We start from the raw sequence: 22,089 nt of genomic DNA, 5'->3' as shown, positions 1-22,089 counted from the left end.
GATATTAATAGAGGTAGCCCCTTTTAAATCTTTATAAGATGGTTTATAATGGCAATGTATTATTAACATTTTATTATCCGCACTTATGCGCTAAAATAAATGAATGACACACAGTTTTGAAAGGGGTACCTTAAATTATGCAGTATGCAGACATCGGAATTGATTTAGGAACGGCATCTGTTCTCGTTTACATAAGGGGAAAGGGAGTAGTTCTTAAGGAACCTTCTGTAGTAGCTTATGACAGAGACACAGAGGAGATCAAGGCAATCGGTGAGGATGCAAGGCTTATGCTTGGCCGTACACCCGGTAATATTGTTGCCGTCAGACCTCTGAGGCAGGGAGTTATCTCTAACTACAAGATTACTGAGCAGATGATGAGATACTTCATTAAGAAAGCTATCGGAAGAAAAATTCATAGAAAACCTTTTATCGCTGTATGTGTTCCCAGCGGCGCTACGGAAGTAGAGAAGAAAGCCGTTGAAGATGCTACAAGACTTTGCGGTGCAAGAGATGTTAAGACTATCGAGGAACCTATTGCGGCAGCGATCGGTGCAGGAATTGATATTACAAAGCCCTGCGGAAACATGATCGTTGATATAGGTGGCGGTACATCTGATATTGCGGTTATCTCACTTGGCGGAACGGTTGTGAGCACATCCGTTAAGGTTGCGGGAGATGATTTTGATGAGGCAATTGTTCGTTACATGAGAAAGAAGCACAATCTTCTTATCGGTGACAGAACTGCCGAAGATATAAAGATTAAGATTGGTTCAGCTTATCCCAGACCGGAAGATGATTTCCTGGATGTAAGAGGACGTAACCTTGTTACAGGTCTTCCCAAAACTGTAAGAGTATCTTCTGAAGAGACAGAAGAAGCTCTCAGAGAGCCTACATCCCAGATTATCGAGGCTATTCACAGCGTTCTTGAGAATACACCTCCGGAACTTGCGGCTGATATTGCTGACAGAGGAATAGTTCTTACAGGTGGCGGAGCACTTCTTCGCGGACTTGAAGATCTTATCTATTCCAAGACCGGAATCAATACAATGACAGCAGAGGATCCTATGACAGCGGTTGCTATCGGAACCGGTCGTTATGTTGAATTTATTGTTGGTTATCATCAGGATTGATGATCGGCAATGAAGATAGATATCAGGGATTAAACAATAAAGAATGTCCGGTGTTACGCACCGGAATGGTATGAGGGAAAGAGAATGGTAAAAGGTCTTTACACTGCTTACACAGGAATGATCAACGAGCAGCACAGGATGGATGTGCTGACCAACAATCTTGCCAATGCCAACACAAACGGTTTTAAGAAGGAAGGCACAACATCACAGTCTTTCAGTGATCAGCTTGCGCTTAAAATTAAAGATTATACTGATGCCCCGTTCACTGCGCGTGGACTGGGCATTATTAATCCGGGAGTAAAGATTGGTGAAGGCTATGTTGATTGGTCGGAAGGCCCAATGAAAGAAACCGGAAATAAGTATGATATGGCTATCGGCGGAAATGGTTTCTTTGGAATAGAATATACCAATAAGGCGAGGAATATCGAGAGAGATCTTCCGGGGCAGACCAATATAATGTATACCAGAGACGGAAACTTTACGGTTACCGCTGAGGGAGAACTTGTTACTCAGGATGGAGACTTTGTTCTTTCACAGGACGGAGGCCATATTGAGCTTGATCCGTCGCTTCCTGTCGAAGTGAGCATGAACGGTAATATTGTTCAGGATGGTGAGGTTGTTGCACAGATCGGAATATTTGATTTTGAGAAGACAACATATCCCGACGGACGTATCTCATATGACAATCTTGAGCACTACGGCGAAAATATGTATATCCCCGTTGACGGCACCAATCCAATAGAAGGAACGGGACGTGTATATTCGGGATTTTTGGAGCAGTCAAATGTTTCGGTTGTTGATGAGATGGTGAATATGATCGCGGTTCAGAGAAACTACGATACAAACCAGAGAATGATAACAACAATCGACGATACACTTGATATAGCAGCAAATCAGCTCGGACGACTTGGATAAATAATCCTCCGAAAAATTTTATTCTTTTTTTATAAAGTATTAGAGCCATTGTGCCGATACATACCAAAGAGAGGGAGGTATGTCTATGGTTAGAAGTTTATGGTCAGCGGCAACAGGAATGAATGCCCAGCAGACAAACGTAGATACTATATCGAACAACCTTGCAAATGTTAATACAGTCGGATATAAAGCTCAGGGAGCGCAGTTTAAGTCGCTTTTATATCAGGAGCTTCAGACAGTTACAACTACGGCAAACGGTGAACCTAAGCCGACCAATTCGCAGGTGGGCCTTGGTACCCGTACATCTACAATAAATCAGTTCTTTAAACAGGGATCCTTGCAGAATAATGAAAATCCTGCAGCTCTTGCTATAAGCGGTGACGGTTTCTTTGCTTATACGGCGGCTGACGGAGAGACTGTTCAGTACACCAGAAACGGTAATTTCACATGGGCTCTTCAGGAGACAGGCGGAACAACTCTTGAGCTTACAACAGCTGAAGGTAATCCGGTTCTTGGAATTGACGGCAATCCTATCGTGGTTGACGGTAATGCCTTAGCGAGCAGAATTGAGATTGGCGGAGACGGCAAGATCTATTATCCCGATGATGAGGGCGTTCCTCAGGCAATCGGACCTCAGATTGGCCTTTGGCAGTTCCGTAACAGGGAAGGCCTTGAGAGAGTGGGCGGAGCAGCTTGGCAGGAGACTGCAGCAAGCGGAGAACCTATTCTTGAAGCTGAGGCAGCCGGAGAGGTTAAGCTTAGCACAATTGAGCAGGGATACCTTGAAGGCTCCAACGTTAATGTTGCAACAGAGATGGTAAATCTTATCGTTGCACAGAGAGCTTACGAGATGAACTCAACAGCAATCCAGACGACAGACGAAATGATGCAGACTGCAAATGGTCTTAAGAGATAATTGATGGAGAACAGCCATGGCAGGATTTGATATCAGTGGTGTAAATGCAACGGGCATAACTGAATATGCGATGCGTGAGAGTAAGAATGCCTCTACAGAAGCTCTTAAAAATAAGCTCGAGCAGACAAACGAGAAGTCTTCCGATGACGAACTTTGGGCTGCATGTAAAGGCTTCGAGTCGTATTTCTTAGAGCAGATATTTAAGGAGATGCAGAAGTCTGTAGATGCTCTTAAACCTGAAAAGTCAGATAATTCAACATCTACTCTGGTTGATTTTTTCAAAGATCAGACACTTCAGGACGTATGTGCTACATCTGTTGATAAGCAGAGCAACGGATTTGCACAGATGCTCTATGAAAATCTTAAGAGGAACTATGATATTCCGGAAGCACCTGCCGAGAATAATTCAGAACCGGGAACGGAAGCAAGTTCAGAAACATAAGATATTTGATATACATATTGTAATGAGTACATGGGATTCAATTCTTAAGAAATCTTAAGAATCGGATCCTTTTTCTTATGCTATACTATTCACTATGGAAAAAGAAAACGTCAAAGGATATATTGAGCATTTCATTTACAGAAATGCGGAAAATGGATATTCGGTGGCTAACATTGTCACGGAAGATGATGAGATCACCTGCATAGGAAATTTCAAGGATGCGGATGTCGGAGATACTTTGGAGATGGAAGGGGTATATGTTGAACACCCTGTTTACGGCCATCAGCTCAAAGTAGAGTCTTATAAAATTGTCATACCCGACGATGCCGTCTCAATGCAGAGATATCTTGGATCCGGCGCGATAAAAGGGATAGGAGAAGCCCTTGCAGCCAGGATTGTCAAAAAGTTCGGAGCAGATACTTTCAGAATAATCGAAGATGAACCGGAGAGACTTGCTGAGATCAAGGGAATCAGCGAGAAGAAGGCGATTGATATATCTATACAGATGGCGGATAAAAGAGAAATGCGAGATGCAATGATCTTTTTGCAGCAGTATGGAATAACAAACGCTATGGCTGTCAAGATATATAACAGGTACGGAACGGGTATCTATGGGATTATTAAAGAAAATCCGTACAAACTTGCAGATGACATTGCGGGAATCGGTTTTAAGATAGCAGATGATATCGCTGAAAAAGTTGGAATACGCGTTGATTCAGAATATAGGATAAGGAGTGGCATCATGTACACTCTTTTGCAGGGAACGATGGATGGAAACACCTATCTTCCTATGAAAGAACTCGTGTATAAGACATCACTTCTTTTGCAGAATAATCCGGAGGATGAGATTGACACAGATGACATAATGACACAGGTTCAGAATCTTACAATGGATAAAAAACTTGTTTGTAAGGGCGAGGACAATGTCTATGCATCTTCGTATTATTACGAGGAGCAGGGCTGTGCCGCGATGCTTCACGGACTTAATATATCGGAAAAAATAGGGCCGAAAGAGGAAGAACTTTATAAGAACCGGATTCTGGAGATTGAGCACAGAAAAGGAATCGAGCTCGACAATCTTCAAAGAGATGCGGTCATAAAGAGTATTGCAAACGGTGTTGTTATAATAACGGGCGGTCCGGGAACGGGTAAGACCACTACGATAAATACAATAATTAACTACTATGCCTCGGAAGGGCTTGATATCATGCTTGCGGCTCCAACCGGACGCGCGGCTAAGCGAATGACGGAAGCTACAGGATATGAAGCCAAAACTATCCACAGACTTTTGGAAGTTACGGGGCAGGTTGATGAGGATGACGAGAAGCGTCAGGGCATAAAATTTGAAAAGAACAGAGATAATCCGCTTGAAACCGACGCGCTTATAATCGATGAGATGTCGATGGTTGATACGCATCTTTTTAATGCTCTTTTAAGAGCACTTGTGCCGGGAGTTCATCTGATACTTGTCGGAGACAGTTCACAGCTTCCGAGTGTGGGACCGGGACAGGTTCTCGGAGATCTAATATCAAGCGGAAAGTTTCCTACAATCTTTTTGAAAAAGATATTCAGACAGGCGGAGGAGAGCGACATTGTAATGAATGCGCACAGGATCCATAGGGGAGAGAAGCCTGTCCTTGACAATAAGAGTAAGGATTTCTTTTTTCTTGAAAGAAGTGACGCTGATGTCATATATAAGCATATGATCCAGCTGATAAGGGATAAGCTTCCGGGATATGTCAAAGCTACGCCATACGATATCCAGGTTCTTACCCCGATGAAAAAAGGCCCGCTTGGCGCCATGCAGCTCAATCTCGTGCTTCAGAAGTACCTGAATCCGCCGGAACCTTCCAAGAAAGAACATGCATACGGTGACCTTATCATCAGAGAAGGCGATAAGGTGATGCAGATAAGAAACAATTATCAGGCAAAGTGGGAAGTTGTAGGAAAATACAATATTACTGTTGATTCCGGAATGGGAGTGTACAATGGCGATATGGGAATTGTTAAGGAAATAAATGAATATTCGCAGGACGTTGTCGTTGAATTTGACGAACACAGAAGAGTAAGATATCCTTTTTCCGAACTCGATGAAATAGAACTGTCTTATGCAATAACAATACACAAGTCCCAGGGCAGTGAATATCCTGCGGTAATTCTGCCTATTCTCGGAGGACCGAGAATGCTTCTTAACAGAAATCTTCTTTACACGGCTGTGACAAGAGCAAGGAGCACGGTCTGCGTTCTCGGAAGCAGCAAGACGCTCTGCGAAATGGCAGAAAATGAAGAACAGCTTAAGAGATATACGGGACTTGCGGATAGGATAAAAGAAATATTTGATGCAGACAGTAACTAATGAGATAAAAGACATATTCTGTGTGGTGAAAGAAATTGTTTACCCCGGAAGATGCCCTGTATGCGATGGAATATTAAATACTTTTGAGATAAGAAACGGCAGGATAAGAAGAGGACGTCTTATTCATGATGATTGCAGAAAGAAGATCAGCTATGTAAAAGCTCCGACATGTATAAAATGCGGAAAAAGTCTCGGAGGCGAGGATGTTGACAGCGAATATTGCGATGACTGCGCTAAAATGAGACATTCCTACGACAGGGGATTTTCTCTTTTTCAATACAGGAGTATTTCCGGATCCATATACAGATTTAAGTACATGGGAAGGCAGGAATATGCGGATTTTTATGCAAAGGCAACCCAAAAGGCTCTCGGGAAGAAGCTTTCCGGTCTTGGGATCGATCTGATAGTGCCTGTTCCTATGTACCGGCGCAAGGCAGCGGAGCGAGGCTACAATCAGGCTGAAGTCTATGCGCGGAAAGTATCTGAAATTCTTGATATACCTATGTGCGCAGACCTGATTCAAAGAAGCAGAAACACATTGCCCATGAAGAATCTGGATGTCCGCGGGCGTCGTAATAATTTGAAAAAGGCTTTTAATATACAACGAAATGATGTAAAATTTAAGTGCATACTTATTATCGATGACATCTATACAACGGGAAGTACCATTGATGAGATTGCCCGTTTGTTAAGATTGGCCGGAGCTGAAAAAGTTTATTTTTTAACACTCGCAATCGGGCAAACAACATAGATTAGCGGAGGTCATGTATATGAACTTACGAAACTGTTCCAGATGTGGAAAGATGTTCAATCATATCGGTGGTCCTGCGATATGCGATCAGTGTAAAAAAGATATTGAAGAAGATTTTCAGAGAGTTAAGCAATATATACAAGACAACCCAAGAGCCACTCTTAGGCAGATTGCGGATGATAATAAGGTTTCCTCAAAGATGATTCAGCAGTGGATACGTGAAGAGAGGCTTATGTTTTCAGAACACTCACCGATTCAGCTTCAATGCGAGAATTGCGGAGAGTCAATTTTAACAGGAAGATTCTGTGCTAAATGTAAGGCATCGATGGCAAACACCCTGTCAAACAGCTTCGCAAAAACCAAAACGGGGATGCAGGAGCATTTCAAGAAGGATGACAGAGCCGGAATGCGTTTCCTGGATACTTAAGGAGCAAAGATGTTAAATGAAGAGAAAGTCATTTTGATGACCAAGATGGCTGCATTTATTGATCGAGAAGGAAAAAATAATGACGCAATAAACTCTTATTTTAAGAGTGATTACGTGGCTTTTAATGTTATAAAGTCGCTTATTAGTGCAACGATTGTTTTCGCGGTATTTATCGCGGCATATGTATTATACGATTTTGAAAAAGTGTTATCTGATGTATATAATACGGAAAATCTGATTGCAACCGGCAGGAGGTGGCTGATATACTACCTCCTGCTTGTTGGCGTGTATTCGCTTGCTTCATATATAATATACTCTTATCGTTATTCCAGAATGCGTAGGAGTATGAGAGCATATTATGAAAATTTAAAGAAACTGGCAAGAATGTACGAAAAGGAACAGTAACATGACTTCATTATTGGAATTAAAAATCTATATTAAAAAATTTTATATCAAAAACGAGGTGTACATTAGCTACGCGTGGAAATTCCTTTTGGCTCTTATCACTATCCTCATAATAAACGGCAAATTGGGATACATGGATAGTCTTAAGAATTTCGTGATAGTTCTGATGGCATCGCTTTTGTGTTCGATTCTCACGCCAAATTTTATAGTATTTATTGCGGCATTGTTTATCACCGGACATCTTTTTGAATTATCCACGGAATGTGCGCTTTTTGCACTGATAGTGTTTGTTCTGATGTTCCTGTTGTATTTCAGGTTCTCGCCTAAAGATACACTTGCGGTTCTTTTGACTCCGCTGTTTTTCTTTATGCATATACCGTATGTGATGCCTCTTGCTATGGGACTTTTAGGTGGTCCTACATCCATGGTGTCGGTATCTTTCGGACTTATCATTTCATATATGTTGGCGTTCTTCTCCAAGAACTCACAGTCTTTCGGAAGCGAAGGTGTGGAAGAGGTCGCCAATGCATTCCAGTCCGTAATTACAGGACTTCTTGGTGATAAAGCTATGGTTGTTTCGATAGTTGCATTTTCAATAACTATCGCTATTGTATATGCCATTCGCAGGTCTTCTGTTGATAAATCATGGAAGATTGCTATAATTGCCGGTGCGGTTTCGCTTATTATGTGTACTATGATTGGAGATCTTATCTATGACACGCAGATGTCTCTGGTCGGTGTTGTTATCGGAACAATTATTTCAGCGCTTTTTATGTTTGTGGTTGAGTTCTTTGCATTCAATCTGGATTACAGCAGAACTGAGAAAGTTCAGTTTGAAGACGATGAATATTATTATTATGTAAAGGCGGTACCAAAGGTTACAGTTTCTACGCCGGAAAGGAAGGTTAAGAAGATCAACCGTGCAATGGATCAGCATAGGTGATTTTTAAAGGATTGATATGGAAACAGTTCAGCAGTTTTTTGATCTTGAAGCGTTTCGTATACCTTCCGTGAGACCTACTGATATTCTGGAAATTCTTATTATCGCATTTCTGGTTTATCATGTTTTGTTGTGGGCAAAAAACTCCAGACTTTGGTCTATGCTTAAAGGCGTAATAGTCATTATGGCATTCATCTTGTTTGCGGAATTTTTCCAGATGAATACAATATTGTGGATTGTTGGAAATTTCTTTAATGTTATCATTACTGTAGTGGTCATTATATTGCAGCCTGAGCTTCGAAAAGCGTTGGAAGAACTTGGAAGAAAGAATTTCTTTTCCAATGCATTCTTTTTTGGAGATATGAAGTTTCAGGAGCGTTTTTCTGATAAGACACTTAATGAGATCGTAAGAGCCTGTGTCGAAATGTCTAAAGTTCGTACGGGAGCACTTATTGTGATTCAGCAGGATTTTTCACTTGCGGAATTTGAGAGAACAGGTATAGCTGTTGACGGAATTGTTACGAGTCAGCTTCTTATAAATATTTTTGAACATAATACGCCTCTTCATGACGGTGCCGTAATAATACGCGGAGACAGAGTTGTATCCGCGACATGCTACCTTCCTTTGTCGGACAACATGGGAATCGGTAAAGAGCTTGGAACAAGACACCGTGCGGGAATTGGTGTATCTGAAGTAACTGATTCACTTACCATCATCGTTTCTGAAGAAACAGGAAAGATAAGCGTTGCATATGAAGGCGAACTCGATAAGTCTGTTGACAGTGACAGACTTAGAGACAGGCTTAAAGTCTTGCAGAACAAGCATGCGGAAGAAACGCATATTAAGCACTTTGCCAGAAAGGCCAGGGTGAAGAGATGAAGAAGATTATGTCAAATTTTGGACTTAAGCTTGCTTCGCTGGTATTTGCCGGGGTCATATGGTTGTCTGTGACGAATAATCAGGATCCTCAAATTTCAAGGCAGATCAGAGATGTTAAGGTCAGTATTATTGATAACAGTAATTATTTAAAGAATAATAATCTTGTCGGATGGGCAGTGGATTCTTCTGATCTTAGTCAGAGTGTAAAGGTCAAAGGAAAGAAATCTATAGTTGATACTTTGACAAGCAATGACATTAAGTTGGTAGCCGATCTGAAAAATTTACCCGTTCAGGGTTCTGACGGCACAGTCAGATCAATACCTATTGAAGCAGTGGTAGAGAACAGCAACGGTACGGATATCGTAGATATAGAGCTAAGTAACGATAAGCTGGAGTATAACGTAGAAAAGAAGATAAGCAAGACGTTTGAACTTAAGCCTGTTCAGATTGGACATCCCGATGACAAATATATAGTCGGAGATAAGGCAATCGATCTTGATCAGGTTAAGATAGAAGGACCGGAATCGGTGGTTAACAGTGTTACGAAGGCAACGGCAGAGGTAGATGTTGCCGGATTGACACGAACAATGAATGTAACAGCCAATATAGTTCTTCGTGATAAAAATGGTGAAGCTATCGAGACAAATGATGCCGATGCTTCGCGTATAAAGATTGTAAACAATAATGGAAAACCGACTGTAAGGGCAGAAGTTGAGATACTTGAAGCTAAGTTTGTCCCGATAAAGTGCGTTGCATCGGGAGAACCGGCAGACGGTTATGCAGTTACGGGAACGGTGAGCACTCCCGATAAGATTCAGATAGCCGGTGATTCAAAAGTTATATCCAAGATAAAAGAAATCACCATAAACGACTCTGAACTTGATGTAACAGGCAGAACACAGGATCTTAACTATACGGTGGAACTTGATAAGTATTTACCTGACGGAGTTCGTTTCGGCGAGGATTCGAAGGCAAAGGCAACGGTAGTGGTAAGTATCGGTAAATTATCATCCAAGAACTTTGCGGTTGATATAAAGAATATTGCTGTTGAGAATCCTATCCAGGGATATGATATTAAAGTTGATACCGATGAATATGATTCCGTAGCACTTACTCTTCTCGGTATGGATTCTGCGCTTGCGGCTGTTGATGAGAATGCTTTAAAAGGTTCTGTCGATACTGCGCAGTTCATTAAAGAGAGCAGCACAGAAGCGCTGAAAGACGGTGTGTACAGTGCAAAGGTTAAATGGAACAACCTTCCTGAAGGGGTTAAAGCTTCAGGCGACGTTGAAGTATACGTTCGTGTTTCTAAAACTAATTAAATGAGGTTAATTCGATGGGCAGATTATTTGGAACAGATGGTGTAAGAGGCGTAGCAAATGATGAGTTGACACCGCTTCTTGCAATGCAGCTTGGACAGGCAGGAGCCTATGTTCTTTCTAAGGAAGTTAACCACAGACCGACCATTATGGTGGGATGTGATACAAGATTATCGGGAGATATGCTTGCAAGTGCGCTTATGGCAGGTGCGTGTTCTGTAGGAGCAGATGTAGTAAATGTCGGAGTTATTCCCACTCCCGCTGTTGCATATCTTACAAGAAAATACAGAGTTGATGCCGGTGTAGTTATTTCGGCTTCACATAATCCTATGGAATTTAACGGGATAAAGTTTTTTGATGCAAACGGTTATAAGCTACCGGATGAACTTGAGGATGAGATTGAGGCACTTATCAAGAACAATATGGAAGGCGTTAAGATGCCTACAGGTGCCGGAGTCGGCAAGATCAAGAACAGAAGTGATGCAAAAGAAGAATATATAAATCACAATCTTAGAGCAGTTGATATCAGTCTTGCGGGAATGAAAATCGTAATGGATTGCGCAGAGGGCGCTTCATACTATACATCTGTTGAGGCAATCAGACAGTTGGGTGCAGAAGTTGTTGTGATCCATAATAATCCTGACGGAACCAACATTAATGCCGGATGCGGCTCAACTCATATGGAAGAGCTTATGGGACGAGTTGTTACAGAGAAGGCCAATATAGGACTTGCCTTCGACGGAGATGCCGACAGATTCCTTGCAGTAGATGAAAAGGGCAAGATGGTAGACGGCGACGAGATAATGGCAATTATCGGTAAATTCATGAAGGATAACGGTAAACTTGCCAAAAATACGATAGTTGCCACTGTAATGAGTAACCTTGGATTCTTTAAGATGGCAGAGAGAGAAGGCATTCAGGTTGATAAGACTAAGGTGGGTGACCGATATGTGCTTGAGCATATGAAAGAGATCGGTGCAAACCTTGGAGGAGAGCAGTCGGGACATATTATTTTCCTCGATGACAATACTACCGGAGACGGTCTGTTATCGGCTTTGCACCTTCTTGAAGTTATGGTGGTTACAGGTAAGCCGCTTTCAGAACTTTCACAAGTTATGGAGGTAATGCCTCAGGCACTTGTAAACGCGCATGTTCCTACACACAAGAAGGACGCGTTCATGGAATATCCTGAGATTGCAAGTGCTATCGCAGAACTTGAAAAAGAATTTGCCGGTGACGGTCGTGTGCTTATTAGACCTTCGGGAACAGAACCGCTTGTCAGAGTAATGATCGAAGGTAAAGAGCAGACTAAGATTGATGAAGAAGCTAAGAAGCTTGCGAAGTTGATCGAGGAGGTTATGTTATAAATGGTTAGCAAGAGAGTAGTCATTTCAAATCCTACAGGTTTGCACTTAAGACCTGCAGGGAACCTTTGTAAAGTGGCTATGAATTTTAAATCACATATAACTTTTTCGTATGGTGACAATGTTGCCAATGCAAAAAGTGTTTTGAGTGTTCTCGGCGCTTGCGTTAAATGCGGCGATGAACTTGAGTTTAAATGTGAAGGCCCCGATGAAGAAGAAGCTATGAGTGCAATGGTTGAAGCTATCGAGGGTGGACTTGGAGAATAAGCCGAACATGTGATAGGATGTGTCACATGCGCAGATTGACAAGGATATAAGGCGGACGGCAGTAATTGCCGTCCGTTTACTGAGTTAAATATATAAATTATCTATACAGGAAGTAAAAGGGAGTAGTAATGGATAAGATAATTGTTACCGGATGTAACGGACAGCTTGGAAGAGCAATAAATAAGGAACTTGGAGTAACAGGAAAATATGAGATCGTAAATACCGATGTGTTTGAGGGAGAAGGAATCATTCCTTTGGACATAACGAATGTTGATTCTGTAATAAAGCTTGTTAAGGATGTTAAGCCCAAGGCAGTTATAAATTGTGCGGCTTATACAGCCGTAGATAAGCAGGAGAGCGACGTTGATCTCTCATATAAGATCAATGCCATTGGTCCCAGAAACCTTTCTATAGCAGCTACAGAGGTTGGTGCAAAGCTTGTACATGTGTCCACTGACTATGTATTTGCGGGAAATGCAACAAAACCTTATACAGAGTTTGATGTTACAGGTCCCGTGAGTGTATATGGTAAGACAAAGCTTGCCGGTGAAGAGTTCGTAAAGCAGTTTGCGAAAAACTATTTTATTATCAGAACCGCATGGCTTTACGGAGATGGTAAGAACTTTGTAAAGACAATGCTTAAGTTGTCTGAGAATCATGATGAGATAAGCGTTGTAAACGATCAGCTCGGTAATCCCACAAGTACAACCGAACTTGCAAAAGCTATTCATTATCTTATGAATACAGAGAATTACGGCATATTCCACGGAACTTGCGAGGGTGATACAAACTGGGCAGATTTCACAGAAGAAATTTTCAGGATCGCAGGAAAGAAAACTAAGGTCAACCATGTGTCTACAGCGGAATATCAGGCAAAAAATCCTCAGTCTGCACCCAGACCGGCATACAGCATCCTGGAGAACTATATGTTGAAACTTACAACAGACTTCATGTTTGCAGATTGGCATGATGCTATTGAGCAGTACCTTAAGGAACTTTTGTAAAAATTTAGCACGATAGAGGTTTGAATGCAGTTTTGGAATGACATACTTGGCAACAAAGTATTGGTTGCTGCTTGCAGCGGATGGTTTGTTGCTCAGGTACTTAAGACAATATTATATGTAGTTGTAAATAAGAGCTTTAATCCCGAGAGATTAATGGGTGACGGCGGAATGCCAAGTTCGCATTCTGCGACAGTCATGGCGGTTGTTTCATCAACGTGCGTGTTGTACGGAGCAAGTTCTTTTGAGTTTGCCATTTCGGCAGTCCTTGCGCTCATCGTAATGCATGATGCAATGGGAGTTAGATGGGAGACCGGCATTCAGGCTAAGGTTATTAACAATATGATGGATTGGTTCCTTCAGCTTGATAAGGATATACCTGTAGAAGAGAAACTTAAGGAGTTTGTCGGACATACTCCCATGCAGGTTCTCTTTGGCGCATTGCTTGGAACATTGATAGGCTATTTGATGGCTATTTGATGATTGAAAAGTAGATTTGATTTTTCTGATGGATCGGGGGCTAGTTGCAGCATGTTATCAGTTATTCTTATTTGGTTGTATGTCATTGTAACAACATACCTGATAGGATACGGTTTCATAAATATTATGCTGGCTTTTTCAAAGCGTGGCAGAGCTACGCAAAAAGGCAGTGAAAAAGCCTACCGATTTCATTCTCACACCGGCTATATAATGAGCGGTGTCTTGATATCAACAGTCTATGCACAGATCTGGAGTATATTTGACAAAGTTGAGTTAAATTGCCATATTTTTCTAATGTTTTTCGCTTGTATCTTTGGTGTAGTCTATAGGGACAAAATGAGTGAAGAACTCAGGATGCTTCTTCGAATTATCCGTTCATACAAAAGCAGAATACTTTACCTGGTCGTTTTCTTTTTGATGGCTTACGGAACTTCAAACGGTATCATGCATTATGATTCCGACCTTTATCATGCTCAGGCTATCAGGTGGATAGAAGAGTACGGAGTGGTAAAGGGGCTTGGAAATCTTCATGTCAGACTTGCATATAACAGTGCCGCATTTCCGCTTTCTGCGCTGTTTAGCATGAAGTTTCTCCAGCTTGACAGATCTTACCATGTTATGGCGGGATTCTTTGCTCTTGTGCTTGCATGGGAATGCGTTGAATTAAAGAGTATCATACGAAGAGGAAATATCATAATATCTGACTTTGCAAGACTTGCTGCTATCTACTATCTTTTTGGGATATTTGATGAGATGGTTGCTCCTGCGTCAGACTATTTTGTTGCAACATTGGTATTTTATATCGTGATCAAATGGCTCGATCTGTATGTAAGACGCGAGCATTCTTATGTTCCATATATTTTCCTGACCTTTTTAAGTGTTTATGCGACAACTATAAAGCTGGTTGCGGCGCCGCTTATGCTGGTGGCAAGCATTCCGATATACAGACTTTTAAATAACAGAACAAAGCACAAGCTTCAGGTGTTCTATGCATCAATTCTGGGAGCGCTTACCATTGCGGTTCCGTTTTTCGTGAGAAATGTGATCATATCGGGATGGCTTATCTATCCGGCGACTGTGATAGACCTGTTTAATGTTCCGTGGAAGATCCCAAAGGGCGTTGCGGAATATGATGCACTTGAGATAAAGACATTCGGAAGAGGCTTTTCGGATGTGCCGAATCATGCACATATGTCATTTCCAGAGTGGTTTCCGAAGTGGTTTTCGGAGCTTTCATCCTTCAACAAAATGGTAATTATTCTTGATATTCTTGCCATTTTGATATATGTACTTCTTTCAGTCCATTATATTTTAATTGATTCAAAAGAAAGAACAGTCGGAGATAAAAAGATTACGGAAAAGATTTTTGACATCAACATGCGAAGCATGTTAAGAACCGGAGACTTTTTTGCTATAGGCGGAACGATGATAACTTGTTTTCTCTTCTGGATGGCAAGTGCACCGCTTATCAGATACGGAATTGTATTCGCCCTTTTGACGGCAGTAGTCATACTTGGAAGAGTAGTCATATTGCTCATAAATAAATTTGATAAGCGCAAAAAAGAAGTATTTTTCAAGAGCTTTACCGCCATCGTGCTTTTATGGCTTGCATTCAAAGGTGTCAATCTGGTCGCCGAAGCAGAAAAAAGATTTAATCCCGATTATCTCTTAAAACAGCAGGATTACGGAGTATACGAAGTTAAGCCCTACGAAGTAAACGGAGTTACATTCTATTATCCTTCGGAAGGTGACAGAGTAGGATATGAGCCATTCCCTTCATCTCCTGAAAACCTTAGCGGTAAGTTACAATTTATAGGGGGAAATCCGAAAGACGGATTTGTAAAAATTAAATAAAAAAATCAACGGGCTGCCATGTGACAGCCCGTTGATTATATACAGGTAATAAGAAGTGATTGATAAAAAAGGTGAGATATCACACCGGACACACCATGTCAGGTGCTTAAATACGGCATTTCTCGCTTTATGTCGTGTTCATTTGATACTTTATTTGTTAGTGTATAGTCTATGTCCGAGGAGGAGTAGCATTAATGAATCCTAAAAAGATAGGAATGTTCTTACGTCAGTTACGTAAGGAAGTGAGAGATGTTGCCGCAAAGATGGCAGATTATGCAAGTGAGGAAAAAAGAAAATTGTTAAGAACAATACAGGTAATCAGTCTTGTCGGAGATCTGATTCTTGTGTTGTCTATCATATGGAAGATAATCACCACGGATTTTAAAAGCGAGAACAGGCTGAGCGGTATTTTTTCAATTTATGTTTCGGTTGTATTACTCATTATTATGGCAGTAATCACACTGTATGTCACTGGCGCTTTAGAAAAGATCAAAAAACAACGGTTATTATATACCGGGATTAAGGTGGTGACCATCGGAAGCATTATAATTGGTGCTCTTTATCTGATAGTGCTCCCGACAGTGATCATAGGAATGTTGTTTTTCAGTGTTATAATCGAAAAACCTGAGGTGTATGAGGATATCACGAAATATAATGAGTATATGTCATTCTCAATAGAGAAGACATATGATGAAGAATATTATAAATGGAGTAAGCTTGGCATGGATGAGACCATATGGCCTTCACAAATAACAGATTCAATGAATGTAGCGGATTATAAAATGGTCTATTATAACCCGTGGGATGAGCAGTTTTTAGGATATATGGTTGTGGATTATCCCGCTGATGAGTACGCAGAAGAGGTTAAGAGATTAAAAGAATACAAGTCTACCGAATATATAGGATATTACTGCGTTAAAGAGGAGAAAACTTATGAGCTTCTTGCGGTAAACGCAGATTCTTACTATGGTTTTGTGTACGCCCTTACTGACGGGAAAGGCAGAATAATATATGGAGAGCAGCTATTCTGTAACTATTTCATGGATCTTGATTATTCGAAGTATATTCCGAAAGAATATCTGCTTGATGGTTTTGATGCAACTACAAAATCTGATTACTATAAAAAATGTGTGGGTGATAAATAAGTTTGTACGATTATATCTAATATCGATTTACTTGCAATATAAAACGGGTAGTCAGACCTAAAAAGTACAAATCTACTTTTCGGGTCTGGCTACCCGTTATGTATCAGCGCTCTGCACGCATAGGATTTTCAAGGAAATCTTTGTATGCGAGTTTGATACCGTCATCAAGCTCTGTCTTATATGTCCAGCCAAGTGCCTTAGCCTTTGATACATCAAGAAGCTTTCTGGGAGTTCCGTTTGGCTTTGAAGGATCCCATCTGATCTCGCCTGTGTAGCCGATGATGGAGGCAACTTTCTCTGTGAGCTCTTTTATTGTAAGCTCTTTTCCCGTACCTGCATTGACAGTCTCGTCACCGCTGTAGTTATTCATAAGGAATACACAGAGGTTTGCAAGATCGTCAACATATAAGAATTCTCTCAAAGGACTTCCGTCGCCCCAACATGTTACATAGGGAAGATTTTGCTCCTTCGCCTCATGGAATCTTCTGATAAGAGCAGGAAGAACATGAGAGTGAGTGGGATGATAGTTATCATTTGGTCCGTAAAGGTTTGTGGGCATTACGGAAATATAATCGGTGCCATACTGCTTGTTGAGGTACTCACAGTATTTAAGACCTGAAATCTTTGCAAGAGCATATGCTTCGTTCGTCTTTTCAAGAGCGGATGTCAAAAGACAATCCTCTTTCATAGGCTGAGGAGCCATTCTTGGATATATACAAGATGAGCCTAAGAACTCAAGCTTCTTACAACCGTTTTTCCATGCTGCGTGGATAACGTTCATCTCAAGGATCATGTTCTCGTACATGAAATCGGCAAGAGCTTCCGAGTTACCCATGATTCCGCCAACTTTGGCGGCTGCAAGGAAAACGTAATCCGGCTGTTCCTCTGCAAAAAACTTCTCAACAGCATCCTGCCTTGTCAGATCGAGCTCTTTGTGTGTTCTTGTGATTATATTGAAATAACCCTGGTTTTTGAGCTCTCTGACAATTGCGGAACCAACCATTCCTCTGTGGCCCGCAACGTATATTTTGTCATTTTTCTCCATCATGATATGCGCCTCTTTCTCTAATTACTTATCAATACCTTTTTCAAGAAACTCTGCGAGATTAAATTCAACATGCTCGTTTGCTCTTTCAACCGCAACCTTGGCCATGTCGTGTTCGACCATGATCTTAACGAGCTCTTCAAAAGATGTTGTCTGAGGATTCCAGTGGAGTTTTTCTTTTGCCTTGGTAGGATCGCCCCAGAGGTTAACAACGTCTGTAGGTCTGTAGAAATCGGGTGATACTTCAACAAGTACCTTGCCTGTTGCTTTGTCATAGCCCTTTTCTTCAGCGCCTTCGCCCTTGAATTCAAGCTCGATTCCTGCATAGTGGAAAGCAAGCTGAGCAAATTCACGGACTGAGTGCTGTACACCTGTTGCGATAACAAAATCTTCGGGTTTGTCATTCTGAAGAATGAGCCACATACATTCTACGTAATCTTTTGCATAGCCCCAGTCACGAAGGCTTGAGAGATTACCGAGATAGAGCTTGTCCTGTTTGCCCTGAGCAATACGTGATGCGGCAAGAGTGATCTTACGTGTAACGAATGTCTCTCCGCGGCGCTCTGATTCGTGGTTAAAGAGGATTCCCGAGCAGCAGAACATGTTGTAAGCTTCTCTGTACTCTTTTACAATCCAATAACCGTAAAGCTTGGCAACAGCGTATGGGCTGTATGGATGGAAAGGAGTGTTCTCGTTCTGGGGAACTTCCTCAACCTTTCCGTATAATTCTGAAGTTGATGCCTGATATATTCTACATGTATCTGCAAGACCACACTGACGTACAGCTTCAAGAACTCTTAATACGCCGGTTGCGTCAACATCTGCCGTAAACTCAGGCGAATCAAAAGACACCTGCACATGTGACTGTGCTGCGAGGTTGTATATCTCGTCAGGTTTTACTTTAGAAACAACGCCAAGGATACTCATTGAATCTCCGAGATCTCCGTAGTGAAGATGGAAGTGAGGCTTTCCTTCAAGATGTGCGATCCTTTCACGGAAATCTACGGAAGATCTTCTGATGATACCGTGTACATCATATCCTTTCTCCAAAAGAAATTCTGCAAGGTAAGAACCGTCCTGTCCTGTTATACCTGTGATAAGTGCTGTTTTACCCATGTGTACTCCTAAATTTTTTGATAAATTCTTCTTATTAAGTGTTTATTTTATCATAGTTTATCACTTTTTAACATGGGACATCAAATTTTTGTTCGTTGAAAGACAGGCGCTTTAAGTGTAAAATATTGAATAGGACTGCGCATTTATACATATTGTGGGCAAGAATGATTTGGAGAAAAGAATTATGAAACTTTTGAGCGTTATAGTTCCTTGTTATAACGAGCAGGAAAATATACGGGATTTTTACGACGAACTAATGAAGAACGAAGCTTTTTTCAAAGAGCGGGATGTCGATATTGAGCTTGTCTATGTAAATGACGGTTCGACGGATAAGACTGTAGATATGGTAAAAGAGCTCAATAATAAGGACAAACGTGTTAAGCTTGTCAGCTTTTCAAGGAATTTTGGAAAAGAGGCGGCTATATATGCGGGACTTGAAAAGACGGCGGGAGACTACGTTGTTATAATGGACTGCGATCTTCAGGATCCGCCGGCGCTTCTGCCTGAAATGTATAAGGCTGTTGAGGAAGAAGGATATGACAGCGTAGCTACAAGGAGGGTAAACAGAAAAGGTGAGCCTCCGATCAGATCATTTTTTGCAAGGATGTTCTATAAGATGATAAACAGAATGTCCAAGACTGAGATTGTTGACGGTGCAAGAGATTATAGATTTATGACAAGGCAGTTTGTTGACGCGGTGCTGTCTGTTAAGGAATATAATCGTTTTTCCAAGGGAATATTCGGATGGGTAGGCTTTAAGAATAAGTGGATTGAGTTTGAAAATGTGGAGAGAAGAAAGGGTGAGACTAAGTGGTCTTTCTGGAAGCTCTTTATATATGCGGTTGACGGAATAATGGCGTTTTCAACGATACCGCTTTCGTTTGCGGCATTTACGGGATTGTTTTTCTGTTTGTTTTCTTTTGTCTTCATAATATTTACGATATGGCGAAAGTTGGCATTTGGCGATGAAACAAACGGATGGCCTTCGCTTGTGTGTATAATCTCACTTATAAGCGGAATACAGCTTTTTTGCATAGGAATTGTAGGTCAGTATCTTTCCAAGACCTATACCGAGGTGAAAAAGCGTCCTTTATATATAGTTAAAGAGGAAATTTAATGGTAAGTATAGTAGTACCCGTTTACAATGCGGCGAGATATATCAGGAAAACTATCGACATGGTATGTGAGCAGACCTACAAGGACTGGGAACTCATCCTTGTTGATGACGCATCGCCCGATAACAGTGCGGAGATTATATCCGATATAATAGAATCAAGCGGAAAGAGAATAAGACTTATCAGAAAAGAGAGAAACGCCGGAGCTGCAGAAGCCCGTAACACGGGAATTGATGCATCGGCGGGAAGATATATCGCATTCCTGGATGCGGATGATGTCTGGATGCCGGATAAGCTTGAAAAGCAGATAGCATTCATAGAGAAAACAGGAGCGGCATTTGCTTTTCATTCATATGAGTTTGGCGACGGACTTGCAAGACCTACGGGAAAGATAGTTCATGTTCCCGAGACAATGAATTTCAGACAGGCACTTTCAAGAACGGTTATATTTACAACTACTGTCATGTTCGATACGGAAAAGATCGACATGGAGATCATACATATGCCGGATGTTCCGAGTGAGGACACAGCCACATGGTGGAGAATACTTAAGAGTGGAATAGTCGGTTACGGACTTGATGAGAATCTTGCAATATACAGAAGACCACCAAAGTCGCTTTCATCTAATAAGTTTATTGCAATAGAGAGAATCTGGTTCCTTTACAGGAATATAGCTAATCTGTCGGTTTTGGAGTCATTATTTTATTTTGGAGGATGGGCGCTGCGAGCAACGCTGAGAAGGCTTTAAGTGTCTGTGGATTATATGAAACACATTGAATCTGTAAAAAGAATTATGGTTTTACTGTTGGGGGGTATAGGACTTGCCATGCAGACTGCTGTGTATGCGTGGTTTTGGTTTGCTACTTATTATCCGATTCTGAGCTCTAAAAGAGTGAGTAAAGATGGATGGGATTTTGGTCCCGGTATTAAATATGCTTTTTGGGGGCATGTTGTAACCCTGGCGCTTTATTTCATATTGCTTTTGTTCTTTTCTAATGCCTATGGCGGTCTTAAGATAGGCTATCTTAAGCCTATGGATGTTTTTTTGTCTCAGATTTTTGCATTATTCATAGTTAATTTTATTACATATTGTCAGTATTTGTTTGTAAGGAACTGGTTAATAGATCCGATTCCTTTGGTTGCGGTATTTTTAATACAGCTGTTTATTTCTTTTGCATGGGCACACATAACAAACTATATCTACATGTCGATATTCCCGCCGAGAAAACTCCTTCTCATAAACGGAGAATATGCGGCTGATGACATCATTGCGAAATTCAATACAAGAAAAGATAAATACAGGATCATCAAGAAGATGAACATTTCTGAGGGCATAGAAAAGATATATAAAGAATGCCTTGAAGATTATGACGGAGTTATTATCTGGGATGTTCCAAATCAGTATAGAAACGGGATTGTTAAATTCTGCTATGGGAATAACAAGAGAATCTATGTCATGCCAAAGATAACAGACGTTCTTCTTAAAGGCTCGACACAGCTTCATCTTTTTGACTCTCCGGTTTTCCTTTTAAGAGACTATTCAATTAAAGTGGAGCAGAGATTTATAAAGAGAATCATGGATATTGTGCTTGCTCTTGTACTTATAGTTCTCAGCTCACCTTTTATGCTTATCACCGCTATTGCTGTAAAAATGTATGACGGAGGCCCCGTTCTGTATAAGCAGGTTAGATGCACGATAAACAGACGTGAGTTTAAGATAATGAAATTCAGAAGTATGCGTGTCGATGCTGAGAAAGACGGTGTTGCAAGACTTGCTTCCAAGAATGACTCAAGAATAACTCCCGTTGGAAGTTTTATCAGAAAATGCAGATTGGATGAGCTTCCGCAGTTATTTAATATTTTAAAAGGTGACATGTCATTTATCGGCCCCAGACCTGAGAGACCTGAGATCATTAAGCAGTATCTTGAGGATATGCCTGAGTTTGCCTTTAGGACAAGGGTAAAAGCGGGACTTGCAGGTTATGCGCAGATTTACGGCAAATATAATACCACGCCTTATGACAAGCTTAAGCTTGATCTTACTTATATAGAGAATTATTCTATCTGGCTTGATATTAAGCTGCTTCTTCTTACCGCAAAGATCATGTTCACGCCGGACAGTACCGAAGGTATTGAGGATGATCAGACAACAGCTATGAAGAACTCATAATGCGCAGAGAAACTGCGGATTACAGGGCAGATTGTGTAACTGCATACGGAG

At 41.2% G+C, this 22,089-nt stretch carries 22 protein-coding genes; 20 read left to right on the top strand and 2 right to left on the bottom strand.

Annotation, left to right across the window (positions count from 1 at the left end; all coding sequences use genetic code 11):
• Nucleotides 1–137 precede the first annotated feature (137 nt).
• The 17 genes from BLP87_RS05460 to BLP87_RS05380 all read left to right on the top strand — a co-directional run bounded on the left by BLP87_RS05460 (nucleotide 138) and on the right by BLP87_RS05380 (nucleotide 16,592).
• The gene (locus tag BLP87_RS05460; protein WP_026656599.1) at nucleotides 138–1,130 is read left to right on the top strand and encodes a rod shape-determining protein; all 993 of its coding nucleotides are present in this window, start codon (nucleotides 138–140) and stop codon (nucleotides 1,128–1,130) included.
• An 84-nt stretch (nucleotides 1,131–1,214) separates the two neighbouring features.
• Nucleotides 1,215–2,045, top strand: coding sequence for a flagellar hook-basal body protein (locus BLP87_RS05455; RefSeq protein ID WP_074461792.1), 831 nt, complete (start codon nucleotides 1,215–1,217; stop codon nucleotides 2,043–2,045).
• 85 nt (nucleotides 2,046–2,130) lie between these two features.
• Nucleotides 2,131–2,961 carry a flagellar hook-basal body protein gene (locus tag BLP87_RS05450; RefSeq protein WP_074461791.1) on the top strand — a complete coding sequence of 277 codons (831 nt, stop codon included), beginning with the start codon at nucleotides 2,131–2,133 and terminating at the stop codon, nucleotides 2,959–2,961.
• A 16-nt stretch (nucleotides 2,962–2,977) separates the two neighbouring features.
• The gene (locus tag BLP87_RS05445) at nucleotides 2,978–3,403 is read left to right on the top strand and encodes a hypothetical protein (RefSeq protein ID WP_074461790.1); all 426 of its coding nucleotides are present in this window, start codon (nucleotides 2,978–2,980) and stop codon (nucleotides 3,401–3,403) included.
• Nucleotides 3,404–3,497: 94 nt separating this feature from the next.
• On the top strand, nucleotides 3,498–5,759 hold the full coding sequence (locus tag BLP87_RS05440) for an SF1B family DNA helicase RecD2 (RefSeq protein WP_074461789.1): 2,262 nt from the start codon (nucleotides 3,498–3,500) through the stop codon (nucleotides 5,757–5,759).
• Nucleotides 5,743–6,510, top strand: coding sequence for a ComF family protein (locus tag BLP87_RS05435; RefSeq protein ID WP_074461788.1), 768 nt, complete (start codon nucleotides 5,743–5,745; stop codon nucleotides 6,508–6,510). The genes BLP87_RS05440 and BLP87_RS05435 overlap by 17 nt, the downstream gene beginning before the upstream one ends.
• 19 nt (nucleotides 6,511–6,529) lie before the next feature.
• The gene (locus BLP87_RS05430) at nucleotides 6,530–6,937 is read left to right on the top strand and encodes a flagellar protein (RefSeq protein ID WP_074461787.1); all 408 of its coding nucleotides are present in this window, start codon (nucleotides 6,530–6,532) and stop codon (nucleotides 6,935–6,937) included.
• A 9-nt stretch (nucleotides 6,938–6,946) separates the two neighbouring features.
• Entirely contained in the window at nucleotides 6,947–7,342 is a 396-nt protein-coding gene (locus tag BLP87_RS05425; protein WP_026656605.1) for a hypothetical protein, read from the top strand.
• 1 nt (nucleotide 7,343) lies between these two features.
• Nucleotides 7,344–8,285 (top strand): hypothetical protein, encoded by a 942-nt coding sequence (locus BLP87_RS05420; protein WP_074461786.1) that lies wholly within the window; start codon nucleotides 7,344–7,346, stop codon nucleotides 8,283–8,285.
• A gap of 16 nt (nucleotides 8,286–8,301) precedes the next feature.
• Nucleotides 8,302–9,162, top strand: coding sequence for a diadenylate cyclase CdaA (gene cdaA, locus BLP87_RS05415; protein WP_074461785.1), 861 nt, complete (start codon nucleotides 8,302–8,304; stop codon nucleotides 9,160–9,162).
• The gene (locus BLP87_RS05410) at nucleotides 9,159–10,484 is read left to right on the top strand and encodes a CdaR family protein (RefSeq protein ID WP_074461784.1); all 1,326 of its coding nucleotides are present in this window, start codon (nucleotides 9,159–9,161) and stop codon (nucleotides 10,482–10,484) included. Before cdaA ends, BLP87_RS05410 begins: the two co-directional genes overlap by 4 nt.
• 14 nt (nucleotides 10,485–10,498) lie before the next feature.
• Complete coding sequence (glmM, locus tag BLP87_RS05405) at nucleotides 10,499–11,848, top strand: phosphoglucosamine mutase (RefSeq protein ID WP_026656609.1); 1,350 nt, start codon at nucleotides 10,499–10,501, stop codon at nucleotides 11,846–11,848.
• Complete coding sequence (locus BLP87_RS05400; RefSeq protein WP_074461783.1) at nucleotides 11,849–12,112, top strand: HPr family phosphocarrier protein; 264 nt, start codon at nucleotides 11,849–11,851, stop codon at nucleotides 12,110–12,112.
• Nucleotides 12,113–12,240: 128 nt separating this feature from the next.
• Nucleotides 12,241–13,116, top strand: coding sequence for a dTDP-4-dehydrorhamnose reductase (gene rfbD, locus BLP87_RS05395; RefSeq protein WP_074461782.1), 876 nt, complete (start codon nucleotides 12,241–12,243; stop codon nucleotides 13,114–13,116).
• 24 nt (nucleotides 13,117–13,140) lie between these two features.
• A complete protein-coding gene (locus BLP87_RS05390; RefSeq protein WP_074461781.1) occupies nucleotides 13,141–13,593 on the top strand; it encodes a divergent PAP2 family protein in 453 nt (150 codons plus the stop codon).
• Nucleotides 13,594–13,644: 51 nt separating this feature from the next.
• Nucleotides 13,645–15,447 carry an LIC_10190 family membrane protein gene (locus BLP87_RS05385; RefSeq protein WP_074461780.1) on the top strand — a complete coding sequence of 601 codons (1,803 nt, stop codon included), beginning with the start codon at nucleotides 13,645–13,647 and terminating at the stop codon, nucleotides 15,445–15,447.
• A gap of 194 nt (nucleotides 15,448–15,641) precedes the next feature.
• Nucleotides 15,642–16,592: a hypothetical protein gene (locus tag BLP87_RS05380; RefSeq protein ID WP_074461779.1), complete on the top strand. Its 951-nt coding sequence runs from the start codon at nucleotides 15,642–15,644 to the stop codon at nucleotides 16,590–16,592.
• Nucleotides 16,593–16,695: 103 nt separating this feature from the next.
• Here BLP87_RS05380 and BLP87_RS05375 read toward each other — a convergent pair whose 3' ends face one another.
• A complete protein-coding gene (locus BLP87_RS05375; RefSeq protein WP_334292649.1) occupies nucleotides 16,696–17,637 on the bottom strand; it encodes a GDP-L-fucose synthase family protein in 942 nt (313 codons plus the stop codon).
• 24 nt (nucleotides 17,638–17,661) lie between these two features.
• Nucleotides 17,662–18,753 carry a GDP-mannose 4,6-dehydratase gene (gene gmd, locus BLP87_RS05370; protein WP_074461777.1) on the bottom strand — a complete coding sequence of 364 codons (1,092 nt, stop codon included), beginning with the start codon at nucleotides 18,751–18,753 and terminating at the stop codon, nucleotides 17,662–17,664.
• A 184-nt stretch (nucleotides 18,754–18,937) separates the two neighbouring features.
• Between gmd and BLP87_RS05365 the strand changes: the two genes are divergently transcribed.
• The 3 genes from BLP87_RS05365 to BLP87_RS05355 are packed head-to-tail and all read left to right on the top strand — an operon-like array spanning nucleotide 18,938 to nucleotide 22,038.
• On the top strand, nucleotides 18,938–19,870 hold the full coding sequence (locus BLP87_RS05365) for a glycosyltransferase family 2 protein (protein WP_074461776.1): 933 nt from the start codon (nucleotides 18,938–18,940) through the stop codon (nucleotides 19,868–19,870).
• Nucleotides 19,870–20,616 (top strand): glycosyltransferase family 2 protein, encoded by a 747-nt coding sequence (locus tag BLP87_RS05360; RefSeq protein WP_074461775.1) that lies wholly within the window; start codon nucleotides 19,870–19,872, stop codon nucleotides 20,614–20,616. Before BLP87_RS05365 ends, BLP87_RS05360 begins: the two co-directional genes overlap by 1 nt.
• A gap of 15 nt (nucleotides 20,617–20,631) precedes the next feature.
• Nucleotides 20,632–22,038: a sugar transferase gene (locus BLP87_RS05355; RefSeq protein WP_027209193.1), complete on the top strand. Its 1,407-nt coding sequence runs from the start codon at nucleotides 20,632–20,634 to the stop codon at nucleotides 22,036–22,038.
• Nucleotides 22,039–22,089: the final 51 nt, after the last annotated feature.

Origin of the sequence: Butyrivibrio hungatei (assembly GCF_900101605.1) — a bacterium.
GTDB classification, from domain to species: domain Bacteria; phylum Bacillota; class Clostridia; order Lachnospirales; family Lachnospiraceae; genus Butyrivibrio; species Butyrivibrio hungatei_B.
The sequence above is the reverse complement of the archived record's forward strand: the minus strand, read 5'-3'. Positions and strand labels throughout refer to the sequence as shown.

Bases quoted from the DNA above. Each gene is read 5' to 3' on its own strand.
- BLP87_RS05425 (WP_026656605.1), top strand. From the start codon at position 6,947: ATGTTAAATGAAGAGAAAGTCATTTTGATGACCAAGATGGCTGCATTT.
- BLP87_RS05460 (WP_026656599.1), top strand. From the start codon at position 138: ATGCAGTATGCAGACATCGGAATTGATTTAGGAACGGCATCTGTTCTC.
- BLP87_RS05435 (WP_074461788.1), top strand. From the start codon at position 5,743: ATGCAGACAGTAACTAATGAGATAAAAGACATATTCTGTGTGGTGAAA.
- BLP87_RS05445 (WP_074461790.1), top strand. From the start codon at position 2,978: ATGGCAGGATTTGATATCAGTGGTGTAAATGCAACGGGCATAACTGAA.
- BLP87_RS05400 (WP_074461783.1), top strand. From the start codon at position 11,849: ATGGTTAGCAAGAGAGTAGTCATTTCAAATCCTACAGGTTTGCACTTA.
- glmM (WP_026656609.1), top strand. From the start codon at position 10,499: ATGGGCAGATTATTTGGAACAGATGGTGTAAGAGGCGTAGCAAATGAT.
- rfbD (WP_074461782.1), top strand. From the start codon at position 12,241: ATGGATAAGATAATTGTTACCGGATGTAACGGACAGCTTGGAAGAGCA.
- BLP87_RS05450 (WP_074461791.1), top strand. From the start codon at position 2,131: ATGGTTAGAAGTTTATGGTCAGCGGCAACAGGAATGAATGCCCAGCAG.
- BLP87_RS05420 (WP_074461786.1), top strand. From the start codon at position 7,344: ATGACTTCATTATTGGAATTAAAAATCTATATTAAAAAATTTTATATC.
- cdaA (WP_074461785.1), top strand. From the start codon at position 8,302: ATGGAAACAGTTCAGCAGTTTTTTGATCTTGAAGCGTTTCGTATACCT.
- BLP87_RS05455 (WP_074461792.1), top strand. From the start codon at position 1,215: ATGGTAAAAGGTCTTTACACTGCTTACACAGGAATGATCAACGAGCAG.
- BLP87_RS05385 (WP_074461780.1), top strand. From the start codon at position 13,645: ATGTTATCAGTTATTCTTATTTGGTTGTATGTCATTGTAACAACATAC.
- BLP87_RS05365 (WP_074461776.1), top strand. From the start codon at position 18,938: ATGAAACTTTTGAGCGTTATAGTTCCTTGTTATAACGAGCAGGAAAAT.
- BLP87_RS05390 (WP_074461781.1), top strand. From the start codon at position 13,141: ATGCAGTTTTGGAATGACATACTTGGCAACAAAGTATTGGTTGCTGCT.
- BLP87_RS05355 (WP_027209193.1), top strand. From the start codon at position 20,632: ATGAAACACATTGAATCTGTAAAAAGAATTATGGTTTTACTGTTGGGG.
- BLP87_RS05410 (WP_074461784.1), top strand. From the start codon at position 9,159: ATGAAGAAGATTATGTCAAATTTTGGACTTAAGCTTGCTTCGCTGGTA.
- gmd (WP_074461777.1), bottom strand. From the start codon at position 18,753: ATGGGTAAAACAGCACTTATCACAGGTATAACAGGACAGGACGGTTCT.
- BLP87_RS05440 (WP_074461789.1), top strand. From the start codon at position 3,498: ATGGAAAAAGAAAACGTCAAAGGATATATTGAGCATTTCATTTACAGA.
- BLP87_RS05375 (WP_334292649.1), bottom strand. From the start codon at position 17,637: ATGGAGAAAAATGACAAAATATACGTTGCGGGCCACAGAGGAATGGTT.
- BLP87_RS05380 (WP_074461779.1), top strand. From the start codon at position 15,642: ATGAATCCTAAAAAGATAGGAATGTTCTTACGTCAGTTACGTAAGGAA.
- BLP87_RS05360 (WP_074461775.1), top strand. From the start codon at position 19,870: ATGGTAAGTATAGTAGTACCCGTTTACAATGCGGCGAGATATATCAGG.
- BLP87_RS05430 (WP_074461787.1), top strand. From the start codon at position 6,530: ATGAACTTACGAAACTGTTCCAGATGTGGAAAGATGTTCAATCATATC.